General features: G+C 66.6%; 28 protein-coding genes, 3 tRNA genes and 1 pseudogene. 12 read left to right on the top strand and 20 right to left on the bottom strand.

Features of this window, described 5'->3' with window-relative positions; genetic code table 11:
* The first annotated feature begins 6 nt into the window (after nucleotides 1-6).
* Complete coding sequence (locus tag GQS65_RS00580) at nucleotides 7-717, top strand: creatininase family protein (RefSeq protein ID WP_158202723.1); 711 nt, start codon at nucleotides 7-9, stop codon at nucleotides 715-717.
* A gap of 60 nt (nucleotides 718-777) precedes the next feature.
* Here the strand turns inward: GQS65_RS00580 and GQS65_RS00575 are convergent, their stop codons facing one another.
* The gene (locus GQS65_RS00575; RefSeq protein WP_158202722.1) at nucleotides 778-1,251 is read right to left on the bottom strand and encodes a DUF5790 family protein; all 474 of its coding nucleotides are present in this window, start codon (nucleotides 1,249-1,251) and stop codon (nucleotides 778-780) included.
* Between the two features lie 138 nt (nucleotides 1,252-1,389).
* A complete protein-coding gene (locus GQS65_RS00570) occupies nucleotides 1,390-1,725 on the bottom strand; it encodes a dihydroneopterin aldolase family protein (protein WP_158202721.1) in 336 nt (111 codons plus the stop codon).
* A gap of 156 nt (nucleotides 1,726-1,881) precedes the next feature.
* On the opposite strand from GQS65_RS00570, the gene GQS65_RS00565 reads away from it, so the two are divergent.
* The 3 genes from GQS65_RS00565 to azf all read left to right on the top strand — a co-directional run bounded on the left by GQS65_RS00565 (nucleotide 1,882) and on the right by azf (nucleotide 4,084).
* The gene (locus GQS65_RS00565) at nucleotides 1,882-2,502 is read left to right on the top strand and encodes a translation initiation factor IF-2 subunit beta (protein ID WP_158202720.1); all 621 of its coding nucleotides are present in this window, start codon (nucleotides 1,882-1,884) and stop codon (nucleotides 2,500-2,502) included.
* Nucleotides 2,503-2,596: 94 nt separating this feature from the next.
* Complete coding sequence (locus GQS65_RS00560) at nucleotides 2,597-3,253, top strand: HAD family hydrolase (protein ID WP_158202719.1); 657 nt, start codon at nucleotides 2,597-2,599, stop codon at nucleotides 3,251-3,253.
* A 90-nt stretch (nucleotides 3,254-3,343) separates the two neighbouring features.
* The gene (azf, locus tag GQS65_RS00555; RefSeq protein ID WP_158202718.1) at nucleotides 3,344-4,084 is read left to right on the top strand and encodes an NAD-dependent glucose-6-phosphate dehydrogenase Azf; all 741 of its coding nucleotides are present in this window, start codon (nucleotides 3,344-3,346) and stop codon (nucleotides 4,082-4,084) included.
* A 166-nt stretch (nucleotides 4,085-4,250) separates the two neighbouring features.
* Here the strand turns inward: azf and GQS65_RS21285 are convergent, their stop codons facing one another.
* The 3 genes from GQS65_RS21285 to GQS65_RS00540 all read right to left on the bottom strand — a co-directional run bounded on the left by GQS65_RS21285 (nucleotide 4,251) and on the right by GQS65_RS00540 (nucleotide 7,261).
* Nucleotides 4,251-4,793, bottom strand: a complete 543-nt coding sequence (locus GQS65_RS21285; protein WP_199268371.1) for a hypothetical protein — start codon at nucleotides 4,791-4,793, stop codon at nucleotides 4,251-4,253.
* Nucleotides 4,794-4,802: 9 nt separating this feature from the next.
* Nucleotides 4,803-5,000 (bottom strand): hypothetical protein, encoded by a 198-nt coding sequence (locus tag GQS65_RS00545; RefSeq protein WP_158202717.1) that lies wholly within the window; start codon nucleotides 4,998-5,000, stop codon nucleotides 4,803-4,805.
* A gap of 1,217 nt (nucleotides 5,001-6,217) precedes the next feature.
* Nucleotides 6,218-7,261 (bottom strand): tyrosine-type recombinase/integrase, encoded by a 1,044-nt coding sequence (locus GQS65_RS00540; protein WP_158202716.1) that lies wholly within the window; start codon nucleotides 7,259-7,261, stop codon nucleotides 6,218-6,220.
* A 46-nt stretch (nucleotides 7,262-7,307) separates the two neighbouring features.
* Between GQS65_RS00540 and GQS65_RS00535 the strand changes: the two are divergent.
* Nucleotides 7,308-7,397 (top strand): annotated as a pseudogene (locus GQS65_RS00535) (NAD(P)-dependent oxidoreductase); the annotation flags it as partial.
* Between the two features lie 20 nt (nucleotides 7,398-7,417).
* On the opposite strand, the gene GQS65_RS00530 reads toward GQS65_RS00535, so the two are convergent.
* A complete protein-coding gene (locus tag GQS65_RS00530) occupies nucleotides 7,418-8,071 on the bottom strand; it encodes a DUF309 domain-containing protein (RefSeq protein WP_158202715.1) in 654 nt (217 codons plus the stop codon).
* A 177-nt stretch (nucleotides 8,072-8,248) separates the two neighbouring features.
* Between GQS65_RS00530 and GQS65_RS21510 the strand changes: the two genes are divergently transcribed.
* Nucleotides 8,249-8,629 (top strand): MaoC family dehydratase, encoded by a 381-nt coding sequence (locus GQS65_RS21510; RefSeq protein ID WP_233264966.1) that lies wholly within the window; start codon nucleotides 8,249-8,251, stop codon nucleotides 8,627-8,629.
* 327 nt (nucleotides 8,630-8,956) lie between these two features.
* Here the strand turns inward: GQS65_RS21510 and GQS65_RS00520 are convergent.
* Nucleotides 8,957-9,029: transfer RNA gene (locus GQS65_RS00520), tRNA-Arg, on the bottom strand.
* Nucleotides 9,030-9,191: 162 nt separating this feature from the next.
* Between GQS65_RS00520 and GQS65_RS00515 the strand changes: the two genes are divergently transcribed.
* The gene (locus GQS65_RS00515) at nucleotides 9,192-10,646 is read left to right on the top strand and encodes a single-stranded DNA binding protein (protein WP_158202713.1); all 1,455 of its coding nucleotides are present in this window, start codon (nucleotides 9,192-9,194) and stop codon (nucleotides 10,644-10,646) included.
* 28 nt (nucleotides 10,647-10,674) lie between these two features.
* Here GQS65_RS00515 and GQS65_RS00510 read toward each other — a convergent pair whose 3' ends face one another.
* Nucleotides 10,675-11,628 (bottom strand): phosphotransferase family protein, encoded by a 954-nt coding sequence (locus GQS65_RS00510; RefSeq protein WP_158202712.1) that lies wholly within the window; start codon nucleotides 11,626-11,628, stop codon nucleotides 10,675-10,677.
* Nucleotides 11,629-11,778: 150 nt separating this feature from the next.
* On the opposite strand from GQS65_RS00510, the gene GQS65_RS00505 reads away from it, so the two are divergent.
* Nucleotides 11,779-12,267: a histone gene (locus tag GQS65_RS00505; RefSeq protein WP_158202711.1), complete on the top strand. Its 489-nt coding sequence runs from the start codon at nucleotides 11,779-11,781 to the stop codon at nucleotides 12,265-12,267.
* The gene (locus GQS65_RS00500) at nucleotides 12,264-13,265 is read left to right on the top strand and encodes a histone deacetylase family protein (RefSeq protein WP_158202710.1); all 1,002 of its coding nucleotides are present in this window, start codon (nucleotides 12,264-12,266) and stop codon (nucleotides 13,263-13,265) included. Before GQS65_RS00505 ends, GQS65_RS00500 begins: the two co-directional genes overlap by 4 nt.
* A gap of 61 nt (nucleotides 13,266-13,326) precedes the next feature.
* On the opposite strand, the gene cca is transcribed toward GQS65_RS00500, so the two are convergent.
* Nucleotides 13,327-14,715 carry a CCA tRNA nucleotidyltransferase gene (cca, locus tag GQS65_RS00495; RefSeq protein WP_199268370.1) on the bottom strand — a complete coding sequence of 463 codons (1,389 nt, stop codon included), beginning with the start codon at nucleotides 14,713-14,715 and terminating at the stop codon, nucleotides 13,327-13,329.
* A gap of 158 nt (nucleotides 14,716-14,873) precedes the next feature.
* Between cca and GQS65_RS00490 the strand changes: the two genes are divergently transcribed.
* The 3 genes from GQS65_RS00490 (at nucleotide 14,874) to GQS65_RS00480 (ending at nucleotide 16,849) form a co-directional block, all read left to right on the top strand.
* Nucleotides 14,874-14,946 (top strand) — tRNA-Asn (locus GQS65_RS00490).
* A gap of 256 nt (nucleotides 14,947-15,202) precedes the next feature.
* Nucleotides 15,203-15,277: transfer RNA gene (locus GQS65_RS00485), tRNA-Ile, on the top strand.
* Between the two features lie 171 nt (nucleotides 15,278-15,448).
* Nucleotides 15,449-16,849 carry a hypothetical protein gene (locus GQS65_RS00480; protein WP_158202708.1) on the top strand — a complete coding sequence of 467 codons (1,401 nt, stop codon included), beginning with the start codon at nucleotides 15,449-15,451 and terminating at the stop codon, nucleotides 16,847-16,849.
* Nucleotides 16,850-17,323: 474 nt separating this feature from the next.
* Here the strand turns inward: GQS65_RS00480 and GQS65_RS00475 are convergent, their stop codons facing one another.
* The 11 genes from GQS65_RS00475 to GQS65_RS00425 all read right to left on the bottom strand — a co-directional run bounded on the left by GQS65_RS00475 (nucleotide 17,324) and on the right by GQS65_RS00425 (nucleotide 23,447).
* Entirely contained in the window at nucleotides 17,324-17,572 is a 249-nt protein-coding gene (locus GQS65_RS00475) for a hypothetical protein (RefSeq protein ID WP_158202707.1), read from the bottom strand.
* Between the two features lie 394 nt (nucleotides 17,573-17,966).
* Nucleotides 17,967-18,677, bottom strand: coding sequence for a hypothetical protein (locus tag GQS65_RS00470; RefSeq protein ID WP_158202706.1), 711 nt, complete (start codon nucleotides 18,675-18,677; stop codon nucleotides 17,967-17,969).
* The gene (locus GQS65_RS00465; RefSeq protein ID WP_158202705.1) at nucleotides 18,670-18,954 is read right to left on the bottom strand and encodes a hypothetical protein; all 285 of its coding nucleotides are present in this window, start codon (nucleotides 18,952-18,954) and stop codon (nucleotides 18,670-18,672) included. Before GQS65_RS00465 ends, GQS65_RS00470 begins: the two co-directional genes overlap by 8 nt.
* Nucleotides 18,948-19,400, bottom strand: coding sequence for a hypothetical protein (locus GQS65_RS00460; RefSeq protein ID WP_158202704.1), 453 nt, complete (start codon nucleotides 19,398-19,400; stop codon nucleotides 18,948-18,950). Before GQS65_RS00460 ends, GQS65_RS00465 begins: the two co-directional genes overlap by 7 nt.
* Nucleotides 19,397-19,987: a hypothetical protein gene (locus GQS65_RS00455; protein ID WP_158202703.1), complete on the bottom strand. Its 591-nt coding sequence runs from the start codon at nucleotides 19,985-19,987 to the stop codon at nucleotides 19,397-19,399. The genes GQS65_RS00460 and GQS65_RS00455 overlap by 4 nt, the downstream gene beginning before the upstream one ends.
* Nucleotides 19,988-20,045: 58 nt before the next feature.
* A complete protein-coding gene (locus tag GQS65_RS00450; protein ID WP_158202702.1) occupies nucleotides 20,046-20,708 on the bottom strand; it encodes a hypothetical protein in 663 nt (220 codons plus the stop codon).
* The gene (locus GQS65_RS00445) at nucleotides 20,705-21,619 is read right to left on the bottom strand and encodes a hypothetical protein (RefSeq protein WP_158202701.1); all 915 of its coding nucleotides are present in this window, start codon (nucleotides 21,617-21,619) and stop codon (nucleotides 20,705-20,707) included. The genes GQS65_RS00450 and GQS65_RS00445 overlap by 4 nt, the downstream gene beginning before the upstream one ends.
* A complete protein-coding gene (locus GQS65_RS00440) occupies nucleotides 21,616-21,882 on the bottom strand; it encodes a hypothetical protein (RefSeq protein WP_158202700.1) in 267 nt (88 codons plus the stop codon). The genes GQS65_RS00445 and GQS65_RS00440 overlap by 4 nt, the downstream gene beginning before the upstream one ends.
* Before the next feature lie 10 nt (nucleotides 21,883-21,892).
* Nucleotides 21,893-22,630, bottom strand: coding sequence for a hypothetical protein (locus GQS65_RS00435; RefSeq protein WP_158202699.1), 738 nt, complete (start codon nucleotides 22,628-22,630; stop codon nucleotides 21,893-21,895).
* 1 nt (nucleotide 22,631) lies between these two features.
* Nucleotides 22,632-23,156: a hypothetical protein gene (locus tag GQS65_RS00430; protein WP_158202698.1), complete on the bottom strand. Its 525-nt coding sequence runs from the start codon at nucleotides 23,154-23,156 to the stop codon at nucleotides 22,632-22,634.
* Entirely contained in the window at nucleotides 23,157-23,447 is a 291-nt protein-coding gene (locus tag GQS65_RS00425; protein WP_158202697.1) for a hypothetical protein, read from the bottom strand. It lies immediately after the preceding gene.
* Between the last annotated feature and the right edge of the window lie 57 nt (nucleotides 23,448-23,504).

Here is a 23,504-nt window from a genome sequence, read left to right as displayed (position 1 = left end):
GTTCGTATGGACCTCGCCGCACACACCTGGACGGACGTCGAGGCGTACGACGCGGACGTCGCGCTCCTCCCGGTCGGCAGCACCGAACAGCACGGCCCGCACGCACCGCTCGGGACCGACCACCTCGCCGCGGCGGCCGTCGCGGACGCCGCCGCCGAGGCGTACGACGGTGAGGTGCTCGTCGCACCGACGATACCGGTCGGCGTCTCCGAGGAGCACCGCGCGTTCGCCGGGACGCTGTGGGTCCGCGAGGACACCTTCCGGGCGTACGTCCACGACGTCGTGACGAGTCTCGCCCACCACGGCGTCGACCGGGTGGTCGTGGTCAACGGCCACGGCGGGAACGTCGCCGCCCTCCGGGAGGTCTGTGGGCGACTCAGCCGCGACGAGGTGGCCTACACGCTCCCGTTCACGTGGTTCGACAGCGTGGCGAGCGACCTCCCGATGGGCCACGCCGGGGCGAGAGAGACCGCGCTGTTGCGCCACGTCGCTCCGGACCTCGTGCGTGAGGGCCGACTCGAGGAGGCCCGCGAGCACGCCGCCGAGCGGTGGGGGGAGTGGGTCGCGGGCGTCGACCTCGCGTACGACAGCGACGAGTTCGCCGAGAACGGTGTGGTGGGCGACCCAACGGCCGGCGACGCCGAGGCGGGCGAGGCGCTGCTGGCGGGGGCGGCGACAGCGCTCCGTGAACTGGTGACCGTCGTCGAAGAACGCTGACCGGGACACGACGCGAGTCGGGGACCGTGGACGAACCGCGGCGAGGACCGCGAGGCAGTTCTACTCCTCGGTTTCCTCGTCCTCGTCCTCGTCGCCTTCGTCCGCCGCTTCCTCCTCGGCGTCGTCCGCCTCGGCCGCCTCGGCCTCGTGGAGGTCGTCAAGCAGTCCACGGAGCTGTGGGACGGTGCTGGCGAGTTCGCCGACCTGCTCGCGGGCGGCGACGATGTCCTCCATCGTCTCGCTGAGCGTCTCCAGTTCCGCTTCGAGGTCGTCGGCGTCCTCGAACGCGTCCGCCCGCTGGCCCATCGTGTACCACTTGCGAGCGTCCCGGAGGTGCTGTTCGGCGTCCCCCACGTCGAGTGCCCCGCGGAGAGCGTTGAGCACGCCGAGCGTGTTCTCGGCCTCGACCTCCCAGATGGCGGCCGGTTCGGGGAGTTCTTCGCGGGCGGCGTCGAGGTGTTTCTCGACGTCGGCACGCATCTCGCTGGCGGCCTCGCCGAACAGTTCGTCGTCGTCGAGAGCGGACTGGCTCATGGCACGGGGTTTGCTAGCTGTGAGTATAAGTACCCGCCCGAAAGTGAAAGTGAACGGTCGTGTCTCGAACTCGCTCGTGGCTGTTCGCGGGAGACCCACAGCGGCCGACGCCGGCCGGTGACGCCGGCGGTGGGACGGCTACCGCGAGACCACGTCGACGACGCGCATCAGCGGGTAGCCGTCTTCCATCGCCATCTCGGTGTGGACGACCTCCTCTCCGTACTCGATACGCATGCTGACCTCCATGTACTCGCCCGTCAGTTCGGTGTAGTCGTGGGTCGTATCGAGTTCGTCGTCGAGGATGTCGACCGAACAGTCCGCACAGAACGGCTGGTTCTCGATGGCTTCGGCCATCGCACGTTCGAGGCTCGCCGCGCTCCCGGGACTGACGGGGGTGCCGGCGAACTGGTGGTACAGGGTGCCGAACTTGATACCCGCCTCGAAGCAGGCGGCTTCGGCGTCCGTGGGGTCCATACTCGGCGGTTTCGTCGCTCCGCCTAAAAGACCGACGAGTCACGTCCCCCAGCGTGGCGGGCGGGAGCGATTCGGCCGCGAGACGCCCCGAGACACCTGTCGATACGCCAACGTCCAACACGCAATCGGTTTACGGCCGAGTCACCTTCGGCCCCTATGGACTACGAATCATCCCTCGACCGGGCGATAGAGAACGTTCCGGACATCGATTCTAGCGGCGAGCGACTCTCCGTCCCCGACGCCGAGGCGCAGAAAGACGGCGCGTTCACCCGACTGACCAACCTCGACGACGTCGCCGACACGCTCTCGCGTGAGACCGACCACGTCCACCGGTTCGTCCAGCGCGAACTCGGCACCAACGGGAAGCTCGAAGAGGGTGTCGGCCGCTACAACGGCAGTTTCAGCGGGTCTGACTTCGACGCCACCATCGAGTCCTACGTCGAGACGTACGTCATCTGTGGCGAGTGTGGCCTCCCCGACACCCGCCTCGTCACCGAGGACCGCACGCCGATGCTCCGCTGTGACGCCTGCGGTGCGTTCCGCCCCGTCTCCAAACAGCGTCGCTCCAGCCAGCAGCAACAGCAACACGACGCCATCGAGGAGGGGAAGACCTACACGCTCGAGATCACCTCGACGGGCCGGAAGGGCGACGGCGTCGCCGAACGCGGCGAGTACACCGTCTTCGTTCCCGGCGCACAGGAGGGCGACATCGTCGAGGCGTACATCGACAACGTCTCCGGGTCGCTCGCGTTCGCCCGCCTCGAATCCAAGCAGTAGACCGGTCGCCGCTCTCGCCGACCGCTCGATACGGTTCTCCACACCGGTCACCGCCGCCGGAACGACCTTGCGTTCTCGAGACGAGCACTCCCCAGTGAGCCGATTTCGTGCGGTGCTGTTCGACATGGACGGCGTGCTCGTCGACTCCGAGCGCCACTGGAACCGCTTCTGGCGCGAGGAGGTGTTCGCCGACGCCCGGCGCGGGACGCCCACGCTCGACGACGTGACGGGCCGAAACTACCACGAGAGTCTCGGCGAGTTGGTCGAGGCCTACGACCTCCCGAACGGCGTCGGTCACTACGCTGCCCGGTTCGACGAGCACGCCGTCGGCGTCTACGGCGAACGAGTGAGTCTGACCCCCGGCGTCGGCGAACTGTTCGCCGAGGGCCGTCGCCGAGCCCTGCGGGTGGGTATCGTCTCGTCGGCCCCACACGACTGGATTCGGACCGTCGTCGACCGCTTCGGCCTCGAACCGCTCGACACCGTCGTCAGCGCCGAGGATATCGACGGCCCCGGCAAGCCCGCACCTGGCATCTACGAACACGCGGCCGCGCAGGTCGGCGTCGCCCCCGAGGCGTGTGTCGTCGTCGAGGACTCGGTCAGCGGTGTGCGGGCCGCCGACGCCGCGGGAGCGACCGTCGTCCGGTTCCAGCGCGACGAGGCGACGACGGCCATCGACGGTGCCGACGCCGTCGCCGAGGATTCGGACGCGCTTCGGGAGACGGTCCTCGAACTGCTCGACGGGAAGTGAGCGGGGGAGACGGGTGAACTCGCTCACTCGCGGTCGCCCCCTCGTGGGAATCGCTTCTTTCATCACACCCACTCACTACTCTCCCAGTACATGGCGCGGGTCTTACTCACGGGGGCGGCCGGTCGGGTCGGGACTGCCATCCTCGGCGGTATCGGCGCGGACCACGACTGGCGACTGCTCGACCGCGAACCACCGACGGGCGACCTCGCCGACTACGAGTACTACGTCGCCGACATCACCGACGAAGAAGCCCTCCAGTCCGCGATGGAGGACATCGACGTCGTCGTCCACCTCGCGGGCGACCCCCGACCCGAAGCCCCCTGGGACTCCGTACTCGCCAACAACATCGACGGCACCCACGCCGTCTACGAGGCCGCCGTCGAGCAGGGCGTCGAGAAGGTGGCGTTCGCCTCCTCGAACCACGCCGTCGGGGCCTACGAGACCGACCGCAAACCCCACATCTACCGCACCGAGAGCGACTACCGCCTCGACGGCTCCGAACTCCCCCGCCCCAAGAACGTCTACGGCGTCTCGAAGGCCGCCGGCGAGACGCTGGGCCGCTACTACCACGACATGCACGGCCTCTCCGTGGTCAACGTCCGCATCGGCAACCTGACGAAAGGCCACCCGCCCGTCGACTACGAGCGCGGACAGGCGATGTGGCTCTCCTACCGCGACTGTGCCCACCTGTTCGACCGCTGTATCCGCGCCGACTACCGCTACGAGATCGTCTACGGCATCTCCGACAACGACCGGAAGTACTACTCCATCGAGCGGGCGCGCGACGTCCTCGGATACCAGCCACAGGACGACTCCGCCGAGCACGACTGACCTGTTACGGCCATTTTACGATAATCGTGTCAGCGTATTCAACCCTGGTCTTCGATGGTCGTGTTTCGTAGTCCTACATACCGTGTAGGGAAGTCGCCGTCTTCGGTCGGTTCACTCGTAGTGGTAGCCCCGAGAACCTAGTTCTTTCGGGTGAGAAGGCGGCCAGCTACTCTATCAAGAACTTTCGCTGGAGGAGGGCACCCCCGAGCTTGAAACCACCCCCCACCACCAGGAACAACCCCCCATCAATCGCGCCAACCAACGCGACAGTCACAAGGTTCTCAGTGGTGAGCATCCCGAATTCCCAGGTGGGGGCGGCAAATAGTGCGAAGATGGGAATCAGAAGCATCCCACTGAGGACCAATACCCCCACCCCCATCTTGGCGACGTTGGTACCCACGTTACTCAGCAACGAGACCCACCAACGGACGTCCTCAAAGCCTTCAGCGACAGGGTGGGTGGGCTCCGAATCATCCAACCACCACACTCTCCCCGAACCGGCCTTCTTTGAATGAACCCGCCCCTCCCCCTCCAGCGTCTTCAGTCGGTCACTGGTCCAACCCTGCTTGATTGGGAGGGGGTCGGCAATCTCACTCGTTTTGAGGACCTTTTCGTCACTCCTTCGCAAGACGTTGAGAATCGACTCGTCGGGAACCCCGTCGTCGCTACTGGCGGTCGCGTCGAACAGCGAACTTAGCGTGTTTTGCATGGTCTCAGGTCACCCGACCAGCGCACGAAACGCCACCATGATGAACGCGATACCACCGAACAAGGCGGCGAGCAGGTAGAGTACCCCCCACGCCGCCAAGTCCACGGACACGTACCCCCCCAGGTGTGGGGCCAACATCACCAAGATGAGGCCGCCGAACCCGATGGCTACAATCGCTTCCACTGCTTCTCCGAATTCACCTGACATGGCGTTTGGTCAGATATCTTGACCTGTATTATTCGGTGACTATTGTTCTATCGGTGGTCGGCCACTTCGGGTACGGTGGGTTCACTCGCGATACCCCAAGTCGGGGGGTCGGGATACGAGGAGTGCCGCGCAGTCGGTGGGTTTTGGTATCGGAGTGAGTCGAGGGGTGAGGACCTAGAAATATTACATTTGATTGATAATTCAGTACTGCCCACCATCTTCAATCGGGGGGTATCTCTGAGACAGAACCTCATCCCCACCTACCCCCGGTTTTGAGACCAAACCCACCACAAGGGGGTGCAGGGAAAGTTACCCCCGGCGCTATTATTCTGGATTTGACCCCCCGTTGATGGGTTTCCGTGAGCGGCGTTTTGAGCGTCACCCTCATGTGTCAGAGGGTCTCTTCGGAACGATGTGGGCGATGGCTCTACGAGGCACTCAGACACTTTAGATGGCGTCTTGGTCGGGCTACAGACACCAGCGACAGTGAATGAAGGACCAGTAGGGTGGGGGGAGTGGTAGGCAGACACCCCTCCCCCTACCCACCCACCCAATCCAAGGCAAGGCCTCGCGCGTGTGGGGGCGGGCGCTATATTGATGGGTTGGTATTCTAACCGCTAACCGTACAACTAATCCTTACACGTGAGAAGGCGCTTCAGGTCCTCTATTGTGGTACTATTACAATCCATCTTACTGGATGGGGGTACCCCCATACCGTCCCTCGGAGGGACGGGGGCGCTTCCCACGCTCCCCGGACAGGTGGGGACCCACCGGACCCCGACTGGTGGGGGCACCCCCTGGAGTTGGGCCAGAAGTGTGCGAAACGAGAATTGCGAGAGTGTTGGAGGAACTTGGCATCCTCTCTAAAGTATCTGAGAGCGCCGCAAATCGATTTATCTAGCGTGGCTGACCAATGACCCTCGTAGAAAGTGCGGCCTCTCTAAACCACCTTTAGCGGAATGCCAAGGTTGGCCAACAACTACCACAGAATTTGACCTTTCGTTGGGTGTTGGGTGGGTACCCCCTGACAAATTCTCAAGCCCAGTGGGAAATCCACCACCAAGAAATTGCTAAATGGTCTGACCCCCCACCCCACCAATCCCCGACATGAGAGAAAGACCAGACCATATGGCCCACAGGTACCACCAGGGTACCCCCAGGGGTGGCGGCGGCGTTCCCACGTTTCAGGTCCCTCGGAGGGTCAGGCCCCCTCTTGGTCAAATGTTGGAAAGGAACTGACGGCGCTGTTCTGTTTTCTCGTCCTCCGTGCGTTGGTCGTAGTGCCGTTCGAGAATCGACTGAGATACGTTCATCCGGTCGCTCACGACCTTCTCAGGCACGTCTTGCCGGAGGTGGTGGGTGATGGCCCCCCGGCGGACAGGGTGACCGGATACCGTAGAGAGGCACTTCGAGGCCGCGTTCGTCCGACCCGCCGCTTCACACGTATCGGGGTCTCTGTTGTGAGGACACCCCCGACCTGTCGAACAGGGACGGGTGGCCGCGTAGATGTTCCGTCGGATGGTGTTCTTTGAGGGCCGACCCCCCTTGCTCGTGAACAGGGGTTCCCGGTCATATTCGTCGGTCACACTGTGACGGACCTCGCTCACGTAGTCCGCGAGTATCTCACTCACCTCTGCGGAGAGAGCGATGTACCGTTCGGCGTTCTCGCCATTCTTCAGGGGGGTGTCTGTCTCGGGTCGGTGTCGAACCCGAAGACGTTCACGTTCGTGCTGGTGGTCGCTCACATCGAGGGCTTGGACGGTTCCCGTCCGAATCCCTGTATGCCATAACAGGGCCATGAGAGCGTGTGTGCGACTCCCGTAGTGGTACTTCCGGAGGTACGAGAGGATGGCAGTAGCGTCGTCCGCTTCGAGGGTCTCTGAACGGGCAGTCCGGTCCCGGTCGGGGAGGACGATTTTCTCCGCTACCCCACCCCCCACCCCGTCGATACTCTCACAGAATCGCACGAACTGGCGGACAGTACTGAGGTAGATGCTCAGGGTGGATTGTGCGAACCCCTCCCGGATGGAGAGCCGGTACTCGTGGACACTCCGGGCGGTCACCTCGTTCATGTTCTCGATACCGTTCTCCCGACACCATGTGACGAACGACGTGATGTGTTTCTCGTGGAGTTCGAGAGAACGGTCGGCCAGTTCGTCGCTCCGGGATTCGAGGTAGAGTGACCTCCCCTCTGCAGGGGACAGGGGTTCGAGGGTTGGGTGGTGGGTCGGTGCAGTCTGGTTCGGTGTGGCGTCCGTCATTGATTGGTCCGAACCGACCCGTCTGCCGGAGGGGGCACCCCCGGAGGCAGACAACGACCGGAAGTACTACTCCATCGAGCGGGCGCGCGACATCCTCGGCTACCAGCCACAGGACGACTCCGCCGAGCACGACTGAGACTGTCCAGGGCCCTGTCGTCACTCCACGTCGAACAGACCCTCGACGCCCGACTCGCGGTGCTCGCGTCGGTCGACGTGGTCACCGAGGCGTTTCACGACGAGCGCCCGGTTCCCACCACCGACCAGGTCGACGAGCAACGAGACGAACGGACTGCTCGCACGCCCGTCGTCGAGGTCCGCCCGCCCGTACTCGATGGCTCGCCCGACCGTCGCCTCGTCGAGATCGTACTCCTCGACGAGTGCCTCGACACAGAGTGCGACCGTCTCGAACCCCTCGGTGGCCGCGTCGACGGGCGTCCCGTCGAAGTCGATGGCGACCGGGTCGTCACGTTCGGCGGCCTCGGGCGTGACGGCGACGGTTGCGAGGAACGTCCGGACGGGGTCGAGCGACACGTCGCGGTGGGTCGCGCCGAGACCACCGAGATACCCCCGAGCGCTCTCGGCGAGTCCGCTCGCCCCCTCCCAGTTGCCCGTTCGGGCGTGGTGGATGGCCGCCGCCGTCTGGATGAGCCCCTGGAGCAGGCGACGGTCCGGGGAGTCCGCCCCACCCGTCTCGGCGTCGTCCGCCCCGAGTTCGAGCCAGCGATGTTCCCACGGGTCGTGGGCCGCGTGGTACTCGCCCGCGGTGTAGAGTGCGAGTCCCGCACGGAGGTAGCGCTCGGTGCGGTCCATACGCCGCCATGGGGAGCCAGACGGAAAGGTATCCCGTCACCCCCGACCGGAAGCGACGAGAGCGGCCGGGAGCGTGCTCCCACGAACGCTTACGGTGGCCCGCCCGGAGAGACAGGTGTGTTCTCAACCTACGAGGCGGTCGAAGTCGGCGCGACGACGACCCACGGCGAGTACGAGATGACCCGCGAGGAGATACTGACGTTCGCCGAGCAGTACGACCCACAGCCGTTCCACACCGACGAGGAAGCGGCCGAAAGCTCGCTGTTCGGCGGCCTCGTCGCCAGCGGGTGGCACACCGCGAGCGCCACGATGCGACTGGTCGTCGACGGCATCCTCGAGGACTCCGGCGCGATGGGTGCGGTCGGCGTCGACGAACTGCGCTGGCCGAACCCCGTCCGCCCCGGCGACGTGCTCTCCATCGACGTCGAAATCCTGAGCAAGGAGCCGTGGCGCGAAGGCATCGGCGTCGTCCGGACCCGTATCGACACCGTCAAAACCGACGGCGAAGTCGCCCAGTCGTACGTCGGTCGGGTGCTCTACCCGATGACCGGCGAGTAGCGAACGCTCACCGCTCGGCGTGTGCGAACGAGAGAACCCCAGTAGCGACGTTCCGACTGTCGGTACGTCCTGACGGAGTCTCACGCGAGCCGCGCGGGAGCTTCGCTCCCGCTGGAAACCGGAACGCTCCGCGTTCCGGTGACACAACGAGCGTGAGGCACGTCAGGGCGCGAACGATGAGGTGAGCGACTCGCCTCATCGTTCGCGCCCTGACGGAGATTTGAACTCACTCGCTCCCGCTGGTCGCTCGCTGTTCAGAGTCTCCTCGGTGGCGTTTCACGAGGCGCTGGCTCCTCGCTTCGCTCGTCACGTAGCGCCTCGCAGAAACGTCCTGACGGAGATTTGAACTCCGGTCCCTGGCTCCGCAAGCCAAGAGGATAGTCCACTACCCTACCAGGACTCATCTTCAGCTACCGGCGAGGTACGTAAGACGGTTACGGTTCGTCCGGCGGGTGCTCGGCGTTCGCACGGCGCACGTAGATTCAAGACCGAAGCCGCGACCAGCCCCGCCATGTCCGACGGACCGACAACGATTAACAGCCCACTTGCCATGACCGAACCAATGGGAGCAATCGAGGATGTCTACGCCGACCTCGAAACCGACGTCTCGGAGGAGGAGTTCCGCGAGGCGGTGCTGGAGAAGGTCGAACAGATGGACGGACTGGCCGACGAGGAGACCGCGGCGATGCTCATCGCCCACGAACTGAGCGAGGACGAGATCAACGGTATCGCCGACATCGACGCCGGGATGGAGGAGGTGAAGTTCCTCGCCAAGGTCGTCAGCGTCGGCGACATCCGGACGTTCGAGCGTGACGACGGCGAGGGACAGGTGCTGAACCTGGAGGTCGCCGACGAGACCGGTCGCGTCCGGGTCGCCCTCTGGGACCAGGACGCCGCCGCGGCCGAGGAGGAACTCCACGCGGGCGACGTCCTGCGCATCAAGGGCCGGCCGAAGGAGGGCTACAGCGGACTGGAGGTGTCGGCGAGTCGCGTCGAGGGCGACCAGGACGCCGACATCGACGTCGACCTCGCCGAGGAGGGGACCATCGAGTCGCTCTCACTGGGGCAGAGCGACGTGAGCGTCCGGGGGAAGGTCCTCGGCGTCGAACCCGTCCGGACGTTCGACCGCAACGACGGCTCCGAGGGGAGGGTGTCGAACCTCGTGTTGGGCGACGAGACGGGCCGCGTCCGCGTGACGATGTGGGACGAACAGGCCGACACCGTCGAGGCGCTCTCGGAGGGTATCTCGGTCGAAATCGTCGACGGCTACGTCCGTGACCGCGACGGGACGCTCGAACTCCACGTCGGGGAGCGCGGGGCCATCAAGGAGACGAACGACGAGGTCAGCTACGTCCCGGAGACGACGAACGTCGCCGACCTGGAGCTGGGCGACACCGTCGACATCGCGGGCGTCATCCGGTCTGCGGACCCCAAGCGGACGTTCGACCGTGACGACGGCTCCGAGGGGCAGGTCCGGAACGTCCGCGTCCAGGACAAGACCGGCGATATTCGGGTGGCGATGTGGGGCGAGAAGGCCGACGTCGACATCGGGCCGGGCGACGAGGTGCTGTTCGCCGACGTCGAGGTCAAAGACGGCTGGCAGGACGACCTCGAAGCCTCGGCCGGGTGGCGGTCGACGGTGTCGGTCCTCGACGCCGGGGCGACCGACGCCGGCGACGCCACGGACGGCGCGACGACCAACGGAACGGGGAGTAGCGCCAGCGACCAGCAGTCGACCGGCCTCTCGGCGTTCGCGTCGGACACGTCGGACGCGGCCGAGGACGCCGAGACGGGGGCGACGGCGGAGGCGAGTGAGACACCAGCGACCGAGGCCGACGCCACCGACGGCCCCACGGAGTTCACCGGGACGGTCGTCCAGACGGGCGACCCCGTGATGCTCGACGACGGCTCGGAGACGCTCACCGTCGAGACGGACGCGGACGTCCGACTCGGGCAGGAGGTAACGGTTCGCGGCCGACTCGTCGACGGGAGACTGGACGCCGACGAGGTCTTCTGAGCGGTGGCGACGGGGTCCCGACGCGACCCTACGCGAGGTCGGCCAGACGGTGCTCCATCGTCGTCTCGACCCACCTGGCGAGTTCCGCCGGCGACTCCTCGACGAAGTCGAGGTAGTTCTCGAAGAACCCCGACCAGCTGAGCAGCCAGACCGCGCGGTAGACGGGGACGCGCTCGTGATAGCCCGTCGGAAGCCCGTCGGCCGTCTCGCGGTACCCGTCGAAGAACGCTTCGACGACACGCTCGGGGGCGTCGTCGCGGACGCCGACGAGGTAGTGACGACCACGGGTGAGGTCCCAGGCGGGATCGCCGACGAGGGCGATCTCCCAGTCGAGGAAGCCGACCCCCTCCGCGCCGACGAAACAGTTCGGCGTGGCGGTGTCCGTGTGGAGGAGCGCGGCGGGCGCGGCGTCGAGCGCCTCGCGGGTCGCTTCGACGGCGTCGAGCACCGCGTCGAAGTGGTGGTCGAAGCGCTCGGAGGGGCTGTAGCCGCGATACCACGCGACCCAGTCGGTCAGCACGTCGCTCCACGGCGCGGTGTCGAGGTCGAGACCGTCGGCGTCGCCACCGAGGACGTGGCCCGCCTGCCCGAAGCGCCCCTCGTGGAGTCGTGCGAGCGAGGTCCCGACCTGTCGAGCGAGCGTCGCACGCTCGTCGTCGGTCGCTTCGGACCACGGCTCGACCAGCGTCGGGCCGTCGACGGGTTCGGTGACGAGGTACGGAACCGTCCCGTCGGTGTCGCAGGCGAGGACGGTCGGAACCGGGAGGGCACGGTTCGCACCGACGTACTCGACGACCGCTCGTTCGCGGGCGATCCGAGCGGCGTCGTCGCTGGTGACCTTCAGGTAGACCGGGTCGGCGGCGGCGAACGTGACACGGACCGTCTCGTTCAGGTGGTTCCACGACGGGCCGGTCGTCCCGACGTCGGTGACCGCCCGGTCGGGGAAGGCACGGGAGAGTGCCGTCTCGACACGGTCGTCCATGTACGGGGGTTCCGCCGGTCGCTCAAGCCTCTTGTGGTGGTTCGTGAACGACTCACGCGGCGAGGGCGACGGTCGCTGTCGCCGACGGGGGTGGCGGTCGTCGTCTACGCACGCGGAACGCTTATGCCCGCAACACTCCCGTCACACGGTATGAGCGTCGAGCTTCCGTTCGCGCCGGTGGACGCGATAATCCGGCGGAACGCGGGGGAACTCCGGGTGAGCGCGGACGCTGCCGAAACGCTCGCACGACGAATCCAGGAGCGCGGGGCAGCGCTCGCAACCGAGGCCGCCCAGCGAGCGACCGCCGACGGTCGCAAGACGCTGATGGCCGAGGACTTCGCGGGCCCGAGCGCCGACGGCGGGAGCGTCGACGACGACGGGGACGCGACGGTCGACCCGGCGGCCGACGGACCGGACCTGCCCATCGCCCCCATCGACCGTATCGCCCGTCTCGACATCGACGACCGCTATCGCGTGTCGATGGACGCCCGAATCGCGCTGGCTGGCGTCCTCGAAACCTACGCCGAGGACGTCGCGGCGGCCGCCGCGGTGCTCGCACGCCACGCCGACCGGCGGACGGTCATCGCCGAGGACATCGAGGCGTACTTCGAACTCGACGCGTACTTCCCACCCGGATGAGGTTCGCCTACCGGGAGGTCTGTCTGGACCACGACACCGGGCCGCGCCACCCCGAGCGGCCGGACCGCCTTCGTGCGATTCGACGCGCGCTGGCACGCCTCCACGGCGTCGAGTACGCGGACTCCGACGACGCCAGCGTCGCGGCCGTCGAAGCCGTCCACGACGCCGACTACGTCGCCTCTGTCGAGGAGTTCTGTGCCGACGGTGGCGGCTCGTGGGACGCCGACACAGTCGCCGTCGAGGCGACGTGGGACGCCGCCCTGGCAAGCGCGGGTGCGGCCCAGTGGGTCGCCGAGGAAGCGCTCGACGGGGCGGACGGCAACGACGCGCCGTTCTCGCTCGGCCGACCGCCGGGCCACCACGCCGTCTACGACGACGCGATGGGCTTTTGTTTCTTCAACAACGTCGCCGTCGCAGCCCAGGCCGCCCTCGACGCCGGGGCGGACGGCGTCGCCATCCTCGACTGGGACGTCCACCACGGCAACGGCACGCAGGACATCTTCTACGACCGCGGCGACGTGTTCTACGCCTCCATCCACGAAGACGGCCTCTATCCGGGCACCGGCGCAGTCGACGAGACCGGCGAGGGCGACGGCGAACTGGCGACGATGAACCTGCCGTACCCTGCCGGGAGCGGCGACGCCGAGTACGTCGACGCGCTCGAACGGGCCGTCTTCCCCGCCATCGAGCGGCAGGACCCCGACCTCTTCCTCGTCAGTGCGGGCTTCGACGCCCACGAGCGCGACCCCATCTCGCGGATGCGCGTCTCGACGGAGGGCTACGGCCTGCTCGCCCAGCGCTGTCGGGCGTTCGCCGACGACCACGACGTCGCACTGGGCTACGTGCTGGAGGGTGGCTACGGCCTGGAGTGTCTCGCCGAGTCCATCGGCACGATTCAGGAGGTGTACATGGGAAAGGAACCGGTGAAACCGGACGGCGACGCGAACGACGACGCCCGGTCGGTCGTCGACGACCTGTGCGACCGCTACGAGTTCTGAACCGCCGACCGACGACGACGGACAACGGCCACAGCCGTGACCGAGCGACGGTCGCCCCGAATCAGGGTCGGGGGTCGAAGTACCGTGCCAACTGCTCGCCGAACGCGTCGGCCAGCGTCACGCACTCCTCGCCGACCAGCACGTCGTAGCCCTCCCGGAGTGCCCGTTCGACCTGCACACCCAGCGACACCTCGAACAGCGCCGATTCGAGCAGGCCGCGGGCGGTTCGGTGTGGGCGCTCGCGTTCGACGACGTACCGGCCGCCGTCGACGAAGGGGCCGTAGCTCTCCCCGTCGTCGGCGTAGGCGTCGTAGAACCCGGTGGCGTGCTCCCCGACGTGGACCGGTGGCCCGTCGTGGCGTTCGACGTGCGGACGCTCGACCACCTCGCACTCACAGAACAGCACGGCGTCACGCCACGTCGCGTCGCCGGCGGTCTCGGGGGTGTCGTCGGGCACCGCCCACGCGTCGGCTCTGAGGACGTCGAAGCCGTTCCGGTCGAGCGCCCCGACGACGCCCGTCAGTGACTTCGCTAGCTGTGGGTAGAGCTGGTCCTCGACCACGTCCGGCGGGTCGAAGCGGACCGCGACCGGACGAGTCCCACGACGCTCGACGTGCTCGCGGACCGCGGCCTCGTCCAGCGGGTCGGGGTCGTGCGGGTCGAAGAACGACTCGTCCGGGGCGGCGAGGAACCGCCGAGCGTAGTGGGTGAGCCGAGCGACGTTGGTCGCCGAGCAGACGGCGGCGACGTTGCGTGTGGGGTCGGTGGGGTCGACGACGACCAGCGGGTCGTCGTGCTCGCGGGTGCCGTGGTCCTCCGGGTCGAGGTCGACGGGAGGGTGCCAGTCGGCGGCCGCGTCGAGCAACCCACGAAAGCTCCCGGACTCGACGACCAGGAGTTCGGTGAGATACCCGGAGAACCCCTCGGTGCGCAGGTCGCTACCGTACGCACCGATACCCTTCAGGAACGCCTTGGCGAGGCGAACCTCGCGGGCGAGGGCCGCGTCGAGACGCTCGATGAGGTAGGCGTTGTGGAACGGCGTCCGGTCGACCGCCGACTGGATGTCCGGTGCGGTCGGCACGCGATAGCAGGGGACGCAGTCGACGTCGAACCCCTCGACCACCCCTTTGATGTAGGGGTGTTCGGCGTACTCCTCGCGGCCCTCGGGGACGGCCGCACGGCCCACCTCCAGGCCGTACGCTTCGAGGTCGTCGCGTGGGAGGGCCGGCGGAAACCGGACGAAGAGGTCGATGTCGCGGTCACCCGCGAGCCACGTCCCGCGGGCCGTCGACCCGACCTGCACCACGTCCGCGTCGACCGGGAGGGCGTCGATGGCCGTCTCGGCCCGTTCGGTGACGAGCGCGGCGACCTCGGCCAGACGCTCGCGTTCGGCGGTCTCGGGCGTGATACGCTCGTCGACCGCCGCGACGACCCGCTCGAACTCGTTCATACCCGCCCGTTTCGGCCGCCAGCGGAAAGCGTGTCGGTCCACGCGTTCCGACGCCTCGGCCACCAGCCACGACCCACGGTGACGTGGCATGTATCCACACGCCGTGGCGCGAGCGAAGCGAAAGCCCTATTGTCGGAATCGCGTTACTCGGTGGTAGAGCCGTCATAGCTCAGCTGGTAGAGCACCTGGTTGTTACCCAGGTTGTCCCAGGTTCGAGCCCTGGTGACGGCGCTTCCTCCCGACGCCTCCTTCGAGAGCGGTCGCTACGCGTTCGCGGGTCGGTCACCCCGTTCGGAACGGCGGCGTCACCGACCGAGGAGTCGAGATAGCTCCGACGGCCGTCGTCGGGCACACACCCCGACGCACCGACGAGTCGGGGACCGCTGGCGGTGCTGGTCGGCCTCTCCGTGCTGTTCGGCCCGTCGACGCCCGGAGTTGTGGGCAATCCCGGTAGGCTAAAGAGCGACGCGGAAAACCATACGACAGAGGGCCCTTAGCTTAGTCTGGTTAAAGCGCCCGGCTCATAACCGGGTGAGCGCTGGTTCAACTCCGGCAGGGCCCATCGCGAAGCTTACCGTTTCTCGGCCGAAAGCCGAACGCGCGATACTCGGCGACTTGGCACCTGTCACGCCCGTTCCTCGTGTCGTCTCGAATATCGTCAGAATGAGTCCGAGCGCCGGGCACGCGCACTGCCTCGACGTCGGCCGGTTACCGTGGCCGACGGGTGGTCGCGGTGAGCGACTACAGCGCCGAGGAGCGCCGGGCGCTCCGGAACGTCACCGACCCTGCAACCGAGTCGCCGAACCTCCACCGGACCACTGGCCTCGGCCAGCAGCAACCAGCGGGCGCGAGCGAGGAGTGGCTCCCAGAGGACGTCGACGACGTCGACGTCGACGCGATGGACGACGACGACCGCGAGCTCTCAGAGGAGATTATCGAAGCCATCGAGCGGCCGAAGCAGGCCCCGTCGTTCTCGAAGGGCTACCTCCCGGTCTGCGACCTCCCTGGGTTCGGCGACGCCTATCCTGACTGTGGCGACGACATGGTCCACTTCTGCGAGGACTGTGGGCACACCTCCGCGTTCGGGCGAACGTGCCGCCGGTCGGAGTGTCCGCGCTGCGCTCCAGCCTGGGCGCGCAACACCGCGAAGACCATCACCGGGAAGCTCATCGCGCTCCGCTCGATGCTCGATGCCCGTCGCGAGACCCACCAGCGGTTCCATCATTTGATGTTCTCGCCGTCGGCCGATTGGACGCTCGAAAACAGCGACCCCCTCAAGCGGACCGTGAAGGTCATCAAGCAAATCCTCAGCGCCTACGGCGTCGAGGGTGTCTGGTTCTACCATCCGTATCGTGGCGACGACTCCGAGCGCGAACTCGACGACCGTGGGTTCTGGAAGCAGATTCTCGGGAAGGGCCTCGACTGGGACGATGTCAAAGACCGACTTGAGTACGCGCCCCACTTTCACGTCATCGTTGTCGGCCACCACATCGAGGGTAGCGACGTCACAAAGCGGGTCTACGAGGAGACTGACTGGATTCTCCACCGCATCCATCGCGACAACTCCAGCATCTCTATCCCGGACGACTACGCGCTCGCTCGCGCCGTCTCCTACTGCCTCTCACACACGGGCGTTCGGATGGGCTATCACGACAACGGTCGCAACTCCAACGAGTACCAGTACATCGGTGACACGCTCCGCGAGGCGCAGATTCTCGACAAATACGACCCCTACGTCACGAAGCTCGTTCGCCGGGCCAGCGTCGACACGCTCGGCCTCTCGTACAACGACTTCGACTGCCGCGTCGAGCGCGAAGTCGGTCCGCGAGTCATCGACATGGACTCGCTCCCCGGCTTCGCGAGCAAGGGTGACGACGACCGCGATCTCGACGCCGCTGCGTCGACGTCGACGGCCGACCAGGAGGTAGGCGTCGACGACGTCCTCGAGGGGAGCGACCAGGACGACACCGCGTTCGAACTCCGGGAGTGTACCGGGACCATGAGCCGTATCTCGACGGCCCATCGCGTTCTCGACGACCCCGAGTGGGACGGCGAGTTTGCGGACGACCTTCGCGACGCCTACGAGGAGTGGCTCCTCGATGACCCCGGCAGGGAAGATAGACGCGGCGGCTGACCGCCCTCGCCTCTCGACGCTCGCCCGGTTCCCAGCGACTGCTCTCCCCTCCATCCTTCTTTTCTACCAACTCCAGCGTGTATGATTTGTGGCGCCATGAGCCGCCGGCCTCGACCGGGCCAGAGCGGGGGTCTCTGGGGGGTGGGGGCGGCGCGGTCCCGGCAGGATAGAGAATAAGGGGACGGCCCTGACGGGCCTCCCGCCCCGCGGCGCGCGAAAATTTTGGCGTATCAGCCGCTCTACTGGCGTTCTCTTATCGAATAACGGTTAGTGCGAAAAACCCGGTATCGAGATTTTCACTGCCGCATTATATTCATACCCATACGGAGAGAATACAAGCAAGAATGGCGTTAGAAGGCCTGAGAGAGCAAGGTAGAATCGAAGTCCCTCCGTCGAGTACCCCACCCCCGCGTTTGTATTCCACCTGAAATCTGAAGCAAGAGGTGTGAAACCGCAGCACGGCACCGGCTTACCCTACTTTTCGGGTCGAGACCGCCCGACCGACGTTTCTCGCTCCAGTGGGAGGAACGGTGTCGAGAGGTCGTCGACGACGTCGGCCGGGAGGTCGTCGACGACCGCCTCCTTGTTCCGGAGGTCCGCGAGGTAGTGTTTGACCGCGACGTCGAGTGCGCCGGCCTTCGTCCGCTCGCCAGTCGCCTCGACGAGTCGGCGGAGTCGGTCATGCCGGTCGTCGGGGAGTTCGAGCGTCATCGAGCTTGTCATTTTTATACCCGGTCGGTCGATTCCGGCCGGTGGGGTGAGTAGCTGTCGCTCGCGAGTCGCTGAGTGATGGTGAGTATATAAAGCCGTCATCGTCGACGGGCGAGATCGTGGCGGCACCCCCCGTGTCCGGAGTGACAATCGGGCGGGTCGAACGCCCACCGGTCGACGAAACCGGCCGGAACCAGAGTTGCGAAAATCTCCTGGCGTAACCCCGAGATGAAACGCGAAAAGAGTCATCCTCAATGATAGACGTCCACCGGGTTCCCGGCCATCAGCCACGCGGCCGCCTCGCCCTCCTCGTGGAGCAGGAGGTCCCCGTCCGGCCTCGAAGCCGAGAGGCCGGGGCGGTCGTCGACCACCAAAAAGTCTCGCTCAGAACCGCGCTCAGAGACGCTCACTGCCATGCCACCTGTGCGGTGCGAACCGTGCCGGTGGAGTCCTTCCCCCGGAGCACGAACGCACCGGCCGTCTCGTTCATCTCTACGGTCATCTCGCCGTTCGAGAGGGCCGCGTCGGGCACCGTCCCCGAGGTCGCGCCGAACGCCAGCGCGTCGGTTCCGATTCGGGCCAGTCCCACCGTGGCGACGACCGTCCCCGTCCCGAGGGCGAGACTCCCCGCTTCTTGCGCCTCGGCGTTGTGGCCGAGCGCGACCGTCCCATCAACGTAACCGAAAGCGTCCTTCCCGACCGCGACCGACGACCCCGGCGCGTAGCTCCCTCGCCCGACTGCCACGCTCTCGATGCCGTCCACGTAGGCCCCGAAGCCCACCGCCGTCGTGTCGGAAGCAAGCGCCTGCGAACTGCCGCCGAGCGCCGTCGCGTCGACCTCCGTTGCCGACGCGCTCTCACCGAGAGCGACCGCATGGTTGCCCTGAGCCTGCGAGAATGGCCCGAGCGCGAGGGAGTCGGTCCCCGACGTCTCGCCAAGCGTCAGGTCGATGCCCGCCGAGGCGAGCGCCGTCGCCAAGTCCACGACGTCGCCCGCATCGTCCTCGAATGCCAGCGAGCGCACCGGCCGGGCATCACTCCCCACCCGCCGCGGATGAATCGCCGTGTTCCCGTCCCGACTGCCCGACCGCTCGAGCACGTCGTAGCCGTCACTCACGGCGACTCACCTCCTCGCCGCCGTCCGTCCGAACGGCGAGCATTCCCTCCGAGCGGAGAACGTCCTCGTTGCGCTCGCTCCGGTCGGCGTTCTCGCGGACCCGGCCGGCGAGACCGTCGTCGCCCTCGTCCCGACCGAGACCGTAAAGCGTGTCGTCGTGCTGGCGGACCCGCCACGCGGTCGTCCCGGCCATCGTCAGCGTGGCGACGATAAGCGCCCCCAGCGCCGCACCTGCGGCCTGCACGCCGATGCTCTCGAGGAACAGGGCGGTCACCATATCGGCCCCTCCTGAAGCCCGTCGAACCAGTCGACCGTCCCCCGAGCGACGTTGCCCGCGTCGTCGGCTGCGCGTTCGAGGTGGTCGGCTCCACCACCGAACCACCAGTCCAGGCCGTCACTCACGACGTCGCCCGTTCCGCGAGCGACATCCTGAGTGCCATTGAACAGGTCGTCCCCGGCCGACTGAAAGCCGTCATACGTCTCCTGCGTTTCGTCGGCCACACCGTCGGCCACGCCCCCCGTGAAGTCGGCGAATCCACCCGCCGCGCCGCTCGCATCGTCGTAGGCGGTTCCGGCGGCGTCGGTAGCATCGTTCAGCAGGTCCGCCGAGGTCCACAGGATGTACGCCAGCAGTGCGAACAGCAGCACCAGCGCGACTTTCACGATGTCATCAGAAATCGATGCCGACCCGACACCCGGCACCGACGCGCTCGACTGGCTCACTTCGACCCCCCGACGAGTGCAGCGATTCCGAGCGCTGCCGCGCCGATGGCGACGGTCCTGGCGTCGAGACCACCGTTCGACTGTCCGGTACCCTCACCGGGTGCGTGGGTGTTCGCCTCGATCCAGTCCGCCGAGACCGGCGCATTCGCCGCTGGCTGGTTTTCGGGGTCGGTCCCGTACCAGTAACCGTCTTCGCCGTTGTAGTTCTCGTGTGTCCCGTTGCCGGGGACGTAGCCGTTGCCGAACGCACCGAAGCCTGGCGCGGTCTCGTCGAACGTGTACGTCTCCTCGCGGTCTTCGTCGACGGCGTTCGACGAGTCACCGTCCCAGTTGCGGACGTCCTGCCGAGGGTCGTTCTCGACCGAGTACGGGCTGTCGGGGGTCGTCGACGTCGTCGAGGTCGCCGTTGTCGACGTGCCCGACGACTCGTCATCGTCGTCGGCAGTGTAGTAGCCCTCACGGACGGCCGCTTGCGTGTCTTCGTCGGTCGCTCCCCACGTCTCGACGGTGCCGTCACCGTCGGCGTCGATAGGTGGGCTTCCGAGGTCTGCGCGGTTCGCGTTCAGGTCCTTCTCGAACGTGCTCATCTGCCGTTACCTCCGTCGTTGGTGTCTCTCGTCGTCATCTGCGTAGTTTTGTTTGATTTCATGGTTGAGTCAACGCGATACTACCCGCCAGAAGGGTGCCATCATCTGAGCTAAACCCGTCGCCGTCGTTCTGTTTGACGTAGACGTTCAGGGCCGAACCGTCGTCGGTGATCTCAAACGTCACCATGCCGTTCTGCATGTTCGCGCCGTTCGCCGTCTTCGAGTCAGCCGCCGCCGGAGCCGCTATCTGGGCCTGCTGAACGTAGTTGACGCCGTCTCCGAGCGTCAGCACGTCCGAGAGGTTCGCGGTCGCTCCCGTCCCGATTGCGGTCGCTCGGGTCGTGTTGTTCGTCTCGGCGAACGCCCCGATAGCTATCGACTGCCGGCCGTACACGCTCGTATCGAACCCGAGACCGACGCCCCACTGGTCGTTGACGAACGCGCCACCGCCGACCGCGGTCCCCGAGTCGGAGAACACCTTGGCCTGCCGGCCCAGCGCCGTCCCGTCCTGCCCGTCGACACGGCTTCGAGCGCCGTATGCGACACCGTAGTTGCCCGACGACTGGGAGAAGTACCCCTGAGCGAGCGCCTGCGTCCCTGTCGCCGTCGAAGACGGGCCGAGAGCGATGTTCGTTTCATCCGCCATCTCGCCAAACGGGATTGGATGCTCACCACCGCCGCCCCCGCTGTCGGGCACCTTCGTCACGCCGTTGAGGCTCACCGTGTCACCCCCGAGAGCGTCACGTCGACGTCCTGCGTGGCGTCGACCTTGAGGAAGCGGTGCGCCGTCGCCAACTCAAACACATGGTGGTCGCCGTCTGCGAGACCCGTCACCTCCACGATGGGGTAGAACGTGCCGGCCCCGTTGACGTCGTCGCACGCCGTCACGCGGACGTCGGCGGCCGACCCACTGTCGTTGTTGGCGATGATGCTCACGCGCTCACAGTCAGCCGTGCGCACCGTCTGAGCACCGTCGACGTCGCCCGGACCGAGCAAGACCGCGCCGTACGTGCCGGCCCCGCCGCCAGTCCCCGAGCGAGCGAGCGACAGCGTCCCGAGCGCTCCGTCGATGGAGTCCGCCCGCGTCCCCAGCGCCACGACGGCGCGGCAGGGCCGCTCGGCGTCGATGCGGACCCGCTCCATGTCCCACCCGGCGAGCGTCACCGTGTCGCCCGGCCGGACCCGCACCGGCTCTCGGTCGCCGGCCTGAACCGTCACCACGTCGTCGGGCGAGACGGCCACCGATCGGAACCCCTCGAACGTCCGCGAGGAGGCCTCGGTGAGAGTCTGCGTGCCGGTGAACGACCCGAGCACACCCGAATCATGCTGAACCATTCCGGTGCGGGTGACGAGCGTCGTCTCGCCGGCCGGCAGGGCCAACGCGTCGGCGTCGGCGGGGACGTCAACCACTTCGTGCGGAAGGGGGTCCGGTGCGGCCCCGCCGTCGCCGGGAAGCGTCACCGTCGCGGTCGATTCGAGGTCGATACCGAGTGCATCGGGGTCGCCACCGAGTTCGGCGAGGAGTGCCTTCTGGAGTGCGACACTCGCCTGGGCGGCTTCGAGTGTCGCCTGTTCGTGGTCAGCGAGGTCGTCCCAGCCGGTCCAGTCGGCGAGCACGTCGTTGACGCTCACGCCGCCACCCCGAGGTAGAGTGCCAGTCCCGTCGACCCGACGAGAGCGAGCGTATAGAGCACCTCTAAGACGAGTTCGAGGTCTTCGCGCGTCCACCGCGATGCCTCAATCCAGGCCGTGAGTGGCGACTCGTTGTCGGTCGATGCTGTGGGCGCGCGGTCGGTCGTCGACGACATCGACGGCGTGGCCGGCTGTCGGCCGGCCGTCACCGTCGGTCCGAACGCGCCGCTCCCCGTCGTCTGCGTTGGTGTGAAAGAAGTCATCGGAGCTACCTCACATCGAGTCTTTGACGACCTGTGCCAGACCGGGCACCGTGCCGCTGCCGTTCGTCACGTCGAACTGCAGCAGCGCGTTGGTCGCCGTGACCTGCTCGCCGCTCGCTTCGTCGGTGACCGCCAGCGCGGCCGTGTACGGCGCGTCGATGCGAACCTGCAACTCCATGTCCGTGGCGACGAACCGCCGCCAGGAGTCCCCCAGCGCGATGCTGTCGGGCTGCTCGTTCTGGTTCCGGCGGTGCAGGAGACCGACGTTCGACTCGTAGAGCGGCCGCGACGTCGTCCGGCCGTCCGTCGACACCTTCACGAGTTCGACCGTCGCCGGCGCGCGGCTCAGGTAGAAGACGTGAATGTCATTGGTCGCTCCGGGGTCGGTGACGTCGACGGTCCCGTTCTGGTAGTCGACTGCATCGGGCGACCCGTAGTAGGCCACGCCGTTGTTCGACGAGCGCCACACGACGACGTCCTGAGAATCCGGGCACTCCGCGATGGAGTGGTCCAGGTCGATAGTCTCCGTGTCGTTCTGGGTCGCGTTGGACGTGTACTGCTGGTAGGCAGGGACGGCCACCTTCACCGCACCGTCGCGCAGCGAGAGGACCGCGTCAGCGGTGAGATTGGCGATGGCAGCCATCGTGTTCGGGATGCCCGTCTCGAAGCTGTCGAACGCGCTCGGCGAGAGTTCGTCGGGCGTCCGGGGCATCTCCGCGAGCGCCTGCTGCACTGGCTCTCCGGCCATCTCAGTTCCCCAGTTCGCGCTCGGTCACGGCCTGCGCGTCGACGTACATCTCGGACTGCGACCAGTCGATCTGGGCCGACGAGTCGCACATCAGCCGGAACGAGTCGATGTCGCGGACACGGATGTGTTCGACCGGCGCACCACCCTGTTCCTCCGTCTGTCGGAGGACGAATTTCGCGCCGTCGATGTTGTCGACGTCCTGCTGGGTGTCGACGGAGTTCTGGTAGAACGAGATGTTCCCCTTGCGGTCGGAGACCTTCACGGCCTGTGCGCGGCCTTTGAGTTTGAGCGCCAGGTACAGCGAGGTGTTGACCGGCAGCGGGTCACCGTTCGCGTCGACGAACGACCCAAAGATGGGTAGACCCAGCGTCTGCTCGCCGCGCTCGACCCGGTTGCGGAAGAAGAACGCCATGCCGCGCTCAGGAGAGAACTCCGCGATGGCCGTCGCGTCCGGCGACGTCGGGACGTTCTGCAGGGCTTCGACACCCTCGGCAGACTCGCCGTTGATGATGAACAGATCGGTCATCTACAGTGCCCCCTGAATCGTGCTCTTCACGCCAGCGCGTTCGGCAAGCTTGTCGGCGGTGTAGAGACCGCCACCCATCTGAACGTCCGTCCGGAGGTCGCCCGACAGGGCGTACTGCGCGGCGACGATTTCGGCGACGCCGTAGCCCTCCTGGGGAATCTCCTTGAGCATCTCCACGGGTGAGTAGTCGTTGACGAGACCACTGGCGATGGTCGGCGCGAAGAACGCGCCGAACACGGTCCCGACGCGCTTTGCGAAATCGGGGTCCGCCAGCGTTTCAAAAGCGTCCATTGCAGACATTGCACTACCCCATCAAAAGGTCCGAGACCGTCAAGAACCGACAAAGAA

Source organism: Halomarina oriensis, assembly GCF_009791395.1.
GTDB lineage: Archaea > Halobacteriota > Halobacteria > Halobacteriales > Haloarculaceae > Halomarina > Halomarina oriensis.
The sequence above is the reverse complement of the archived record's forward strand: the minus strand, read 5'-3'. Positions and strand labels throughout refer to the sequence as shown.

What these genes read in the sequence shown, in the direction of transcription:
- GQS65_RS00580 (WP_158202723.1), top strand. Translation starts at nt 7, where the DNA reads ATGGACCTCGCCGCACACACCTGGACGGACGTCGAGGCGTACGACGCG.
- GQS65_RS00575 (WP_158202722.1), bottom strand. Translation starts at nt 1,251, where the DNA reads ATGAGCCAGTCCGCTCTCGACGACGACGAACTGTTCGGCGAGGCCGCC.
- GQS65_RS00570 (WP_158202721.1), bottom strand. Translation starts at nt 1,725, where the DNA reads ATGGACCCCACGGACGCCGAAGCCGCCTGCTTCGAGGCGGGTATCAAG.
- GQS65_RS00565 (WP_158202720.1), top strand. Translation starts at nt 1,882, where the DNA reads ATGGACTACGAATCATCCCTCGACCGGGCGATAGAGAACGTTCCGGAC.
- azf (WP_158202718.1), top strand. Translation starts at nt 3,344, where the DNA reads ATGGCGCGGGTCTTACTCACGGGGGCGGCCGGTCGGGTCGGGACTGCC.
- GQS65_RS21285 (WP_199268371.1), bottom strand. Translation starts at nt 4,793, where the DNA reads ATGCAAAACACGCTAAGTTCGCTGTTCGACGCGACCGCCAGTAGCGAC.
- GQS65_RS00545 (WP_158202717.1), bottom strand. Translation starts at nt 5,000, where the DNA reads ATGTCAGGTGAATTCGGAGAAGCAGTGGAAGCGATTGTAGCCATCGGG.
- GQS65_RS00540 (WP_158202716.1), bottom strand. Translation starts at nt 7,261, where the DNA reads ATGACGGACGCCACACCGAACCAGACTGCACCGACCCACCACCCAACC.
- GQS65_RS00530 (WP_158202715.1), bottom strand. Translation starts at nt 8,071, where the DNA reads ATGGACCGCACCGAGCGCTACCTCCGTGCGGGACTCGCACTCTACACC.
- GQS65_RS21510 (WP_233264966.1), top strand. Translation starts at nt 8,249, where the DNA reads ATGACCCGCGAGGAGATACTGACGTTCGCCGAGCAGTACGACCCACAG.
- GQS65_RS00515 (WP_158202713.1), top strand. Translation starts at nt 9,192, where the DNA reads ATGGGAGCAATCGAGGATGTCTACGCCGACCTCGAAACCGACGTCTCG.
- GQS65_RS00510 (WP_158202712.1), bottom strand. Translation starts at nt 11,628, where the DNA reads ATGGACGACCGTGTCGAGACGGCACTCTCCCGTGCCTTCCCCGACCGG.
- GQS65_RS00505 (WP_158202711.1), top strand. Translation starts at nt 11,779, where the DNA reads ATGAGCGTCGAGCTTCCGTTCGCGCCGGTGGACGCGATAATCCGGCGG.
- GQS65_RS00500 (WP_158202710.1), top strand. Translation starts at nt 12,264, where the DNA reads ATGAGGTTCGCCTACCGGGAGGTCTGTCTGGACCACGACACCGGGCCG.
- cca (WP_199268370.1), bottom strand. Translation starts at nt 14,715, where the DNA reads ATGAACGAGTTCGAGCGGGTCGTCGCGGCGGTCGACGAGCGTATCACG.
- GQS65_RS00475 (WP_158202707.1), bottom strand. Translation starts at nt 17,572, where the DNA reads ATGACAAGCTCGATGACGCTCGAACTCCCCGACGACCGGCATGACCGA.
- GQS65_RS00465 (WP_158202705.1), bottom strand. Translation starts at nt 18,954, where the DNA reads ATGGTGACCGCCCTGTTCCTCGAGAGCATCGGCGTGCAGGCCGCAGGT.
- GQS65_RS00455 (WP_158202703.1), bottom strand. Translation starts at nt 19,987, where the DNA reads ATGAGCACGTTCGAGAAGGACCTGAACGCGAACCGCGCAGACCTCGGA.
- GQS65_RS00440 (WP_158202700.1), bottom strand. Translation starts at nt 21,882, where the DNA reads ATGACTTCTTTCACACCAACGCAGACGACGGGGAGCGGCGCGTTCGGA.
- GQS65_RS00435 (WP_158202699.1), bottom strand. Translation starts at nt 22,630, where the DNA reads ATGGCCGGAGAGCCAGTGCAGCAGGCGCTCGCGGAGATGCCCCGGACG.
- GQS65_RS00430 (WP_158202698.1), bottom strand. Translation starts at nt 23,156, where the DNA reads ATGACCGATCTGTTCATCATCAACGGCGAGTCTGCCGAGGGTGTCGAA.
- GQS65_RS00425 (WP_158202697.1), bottom strand. Translation starts at nt 23,447, where the DNA reads ATGGACGCTTTTGAAACGCTGGCGGACCCCGATTTCGCAAAGCGCGTC.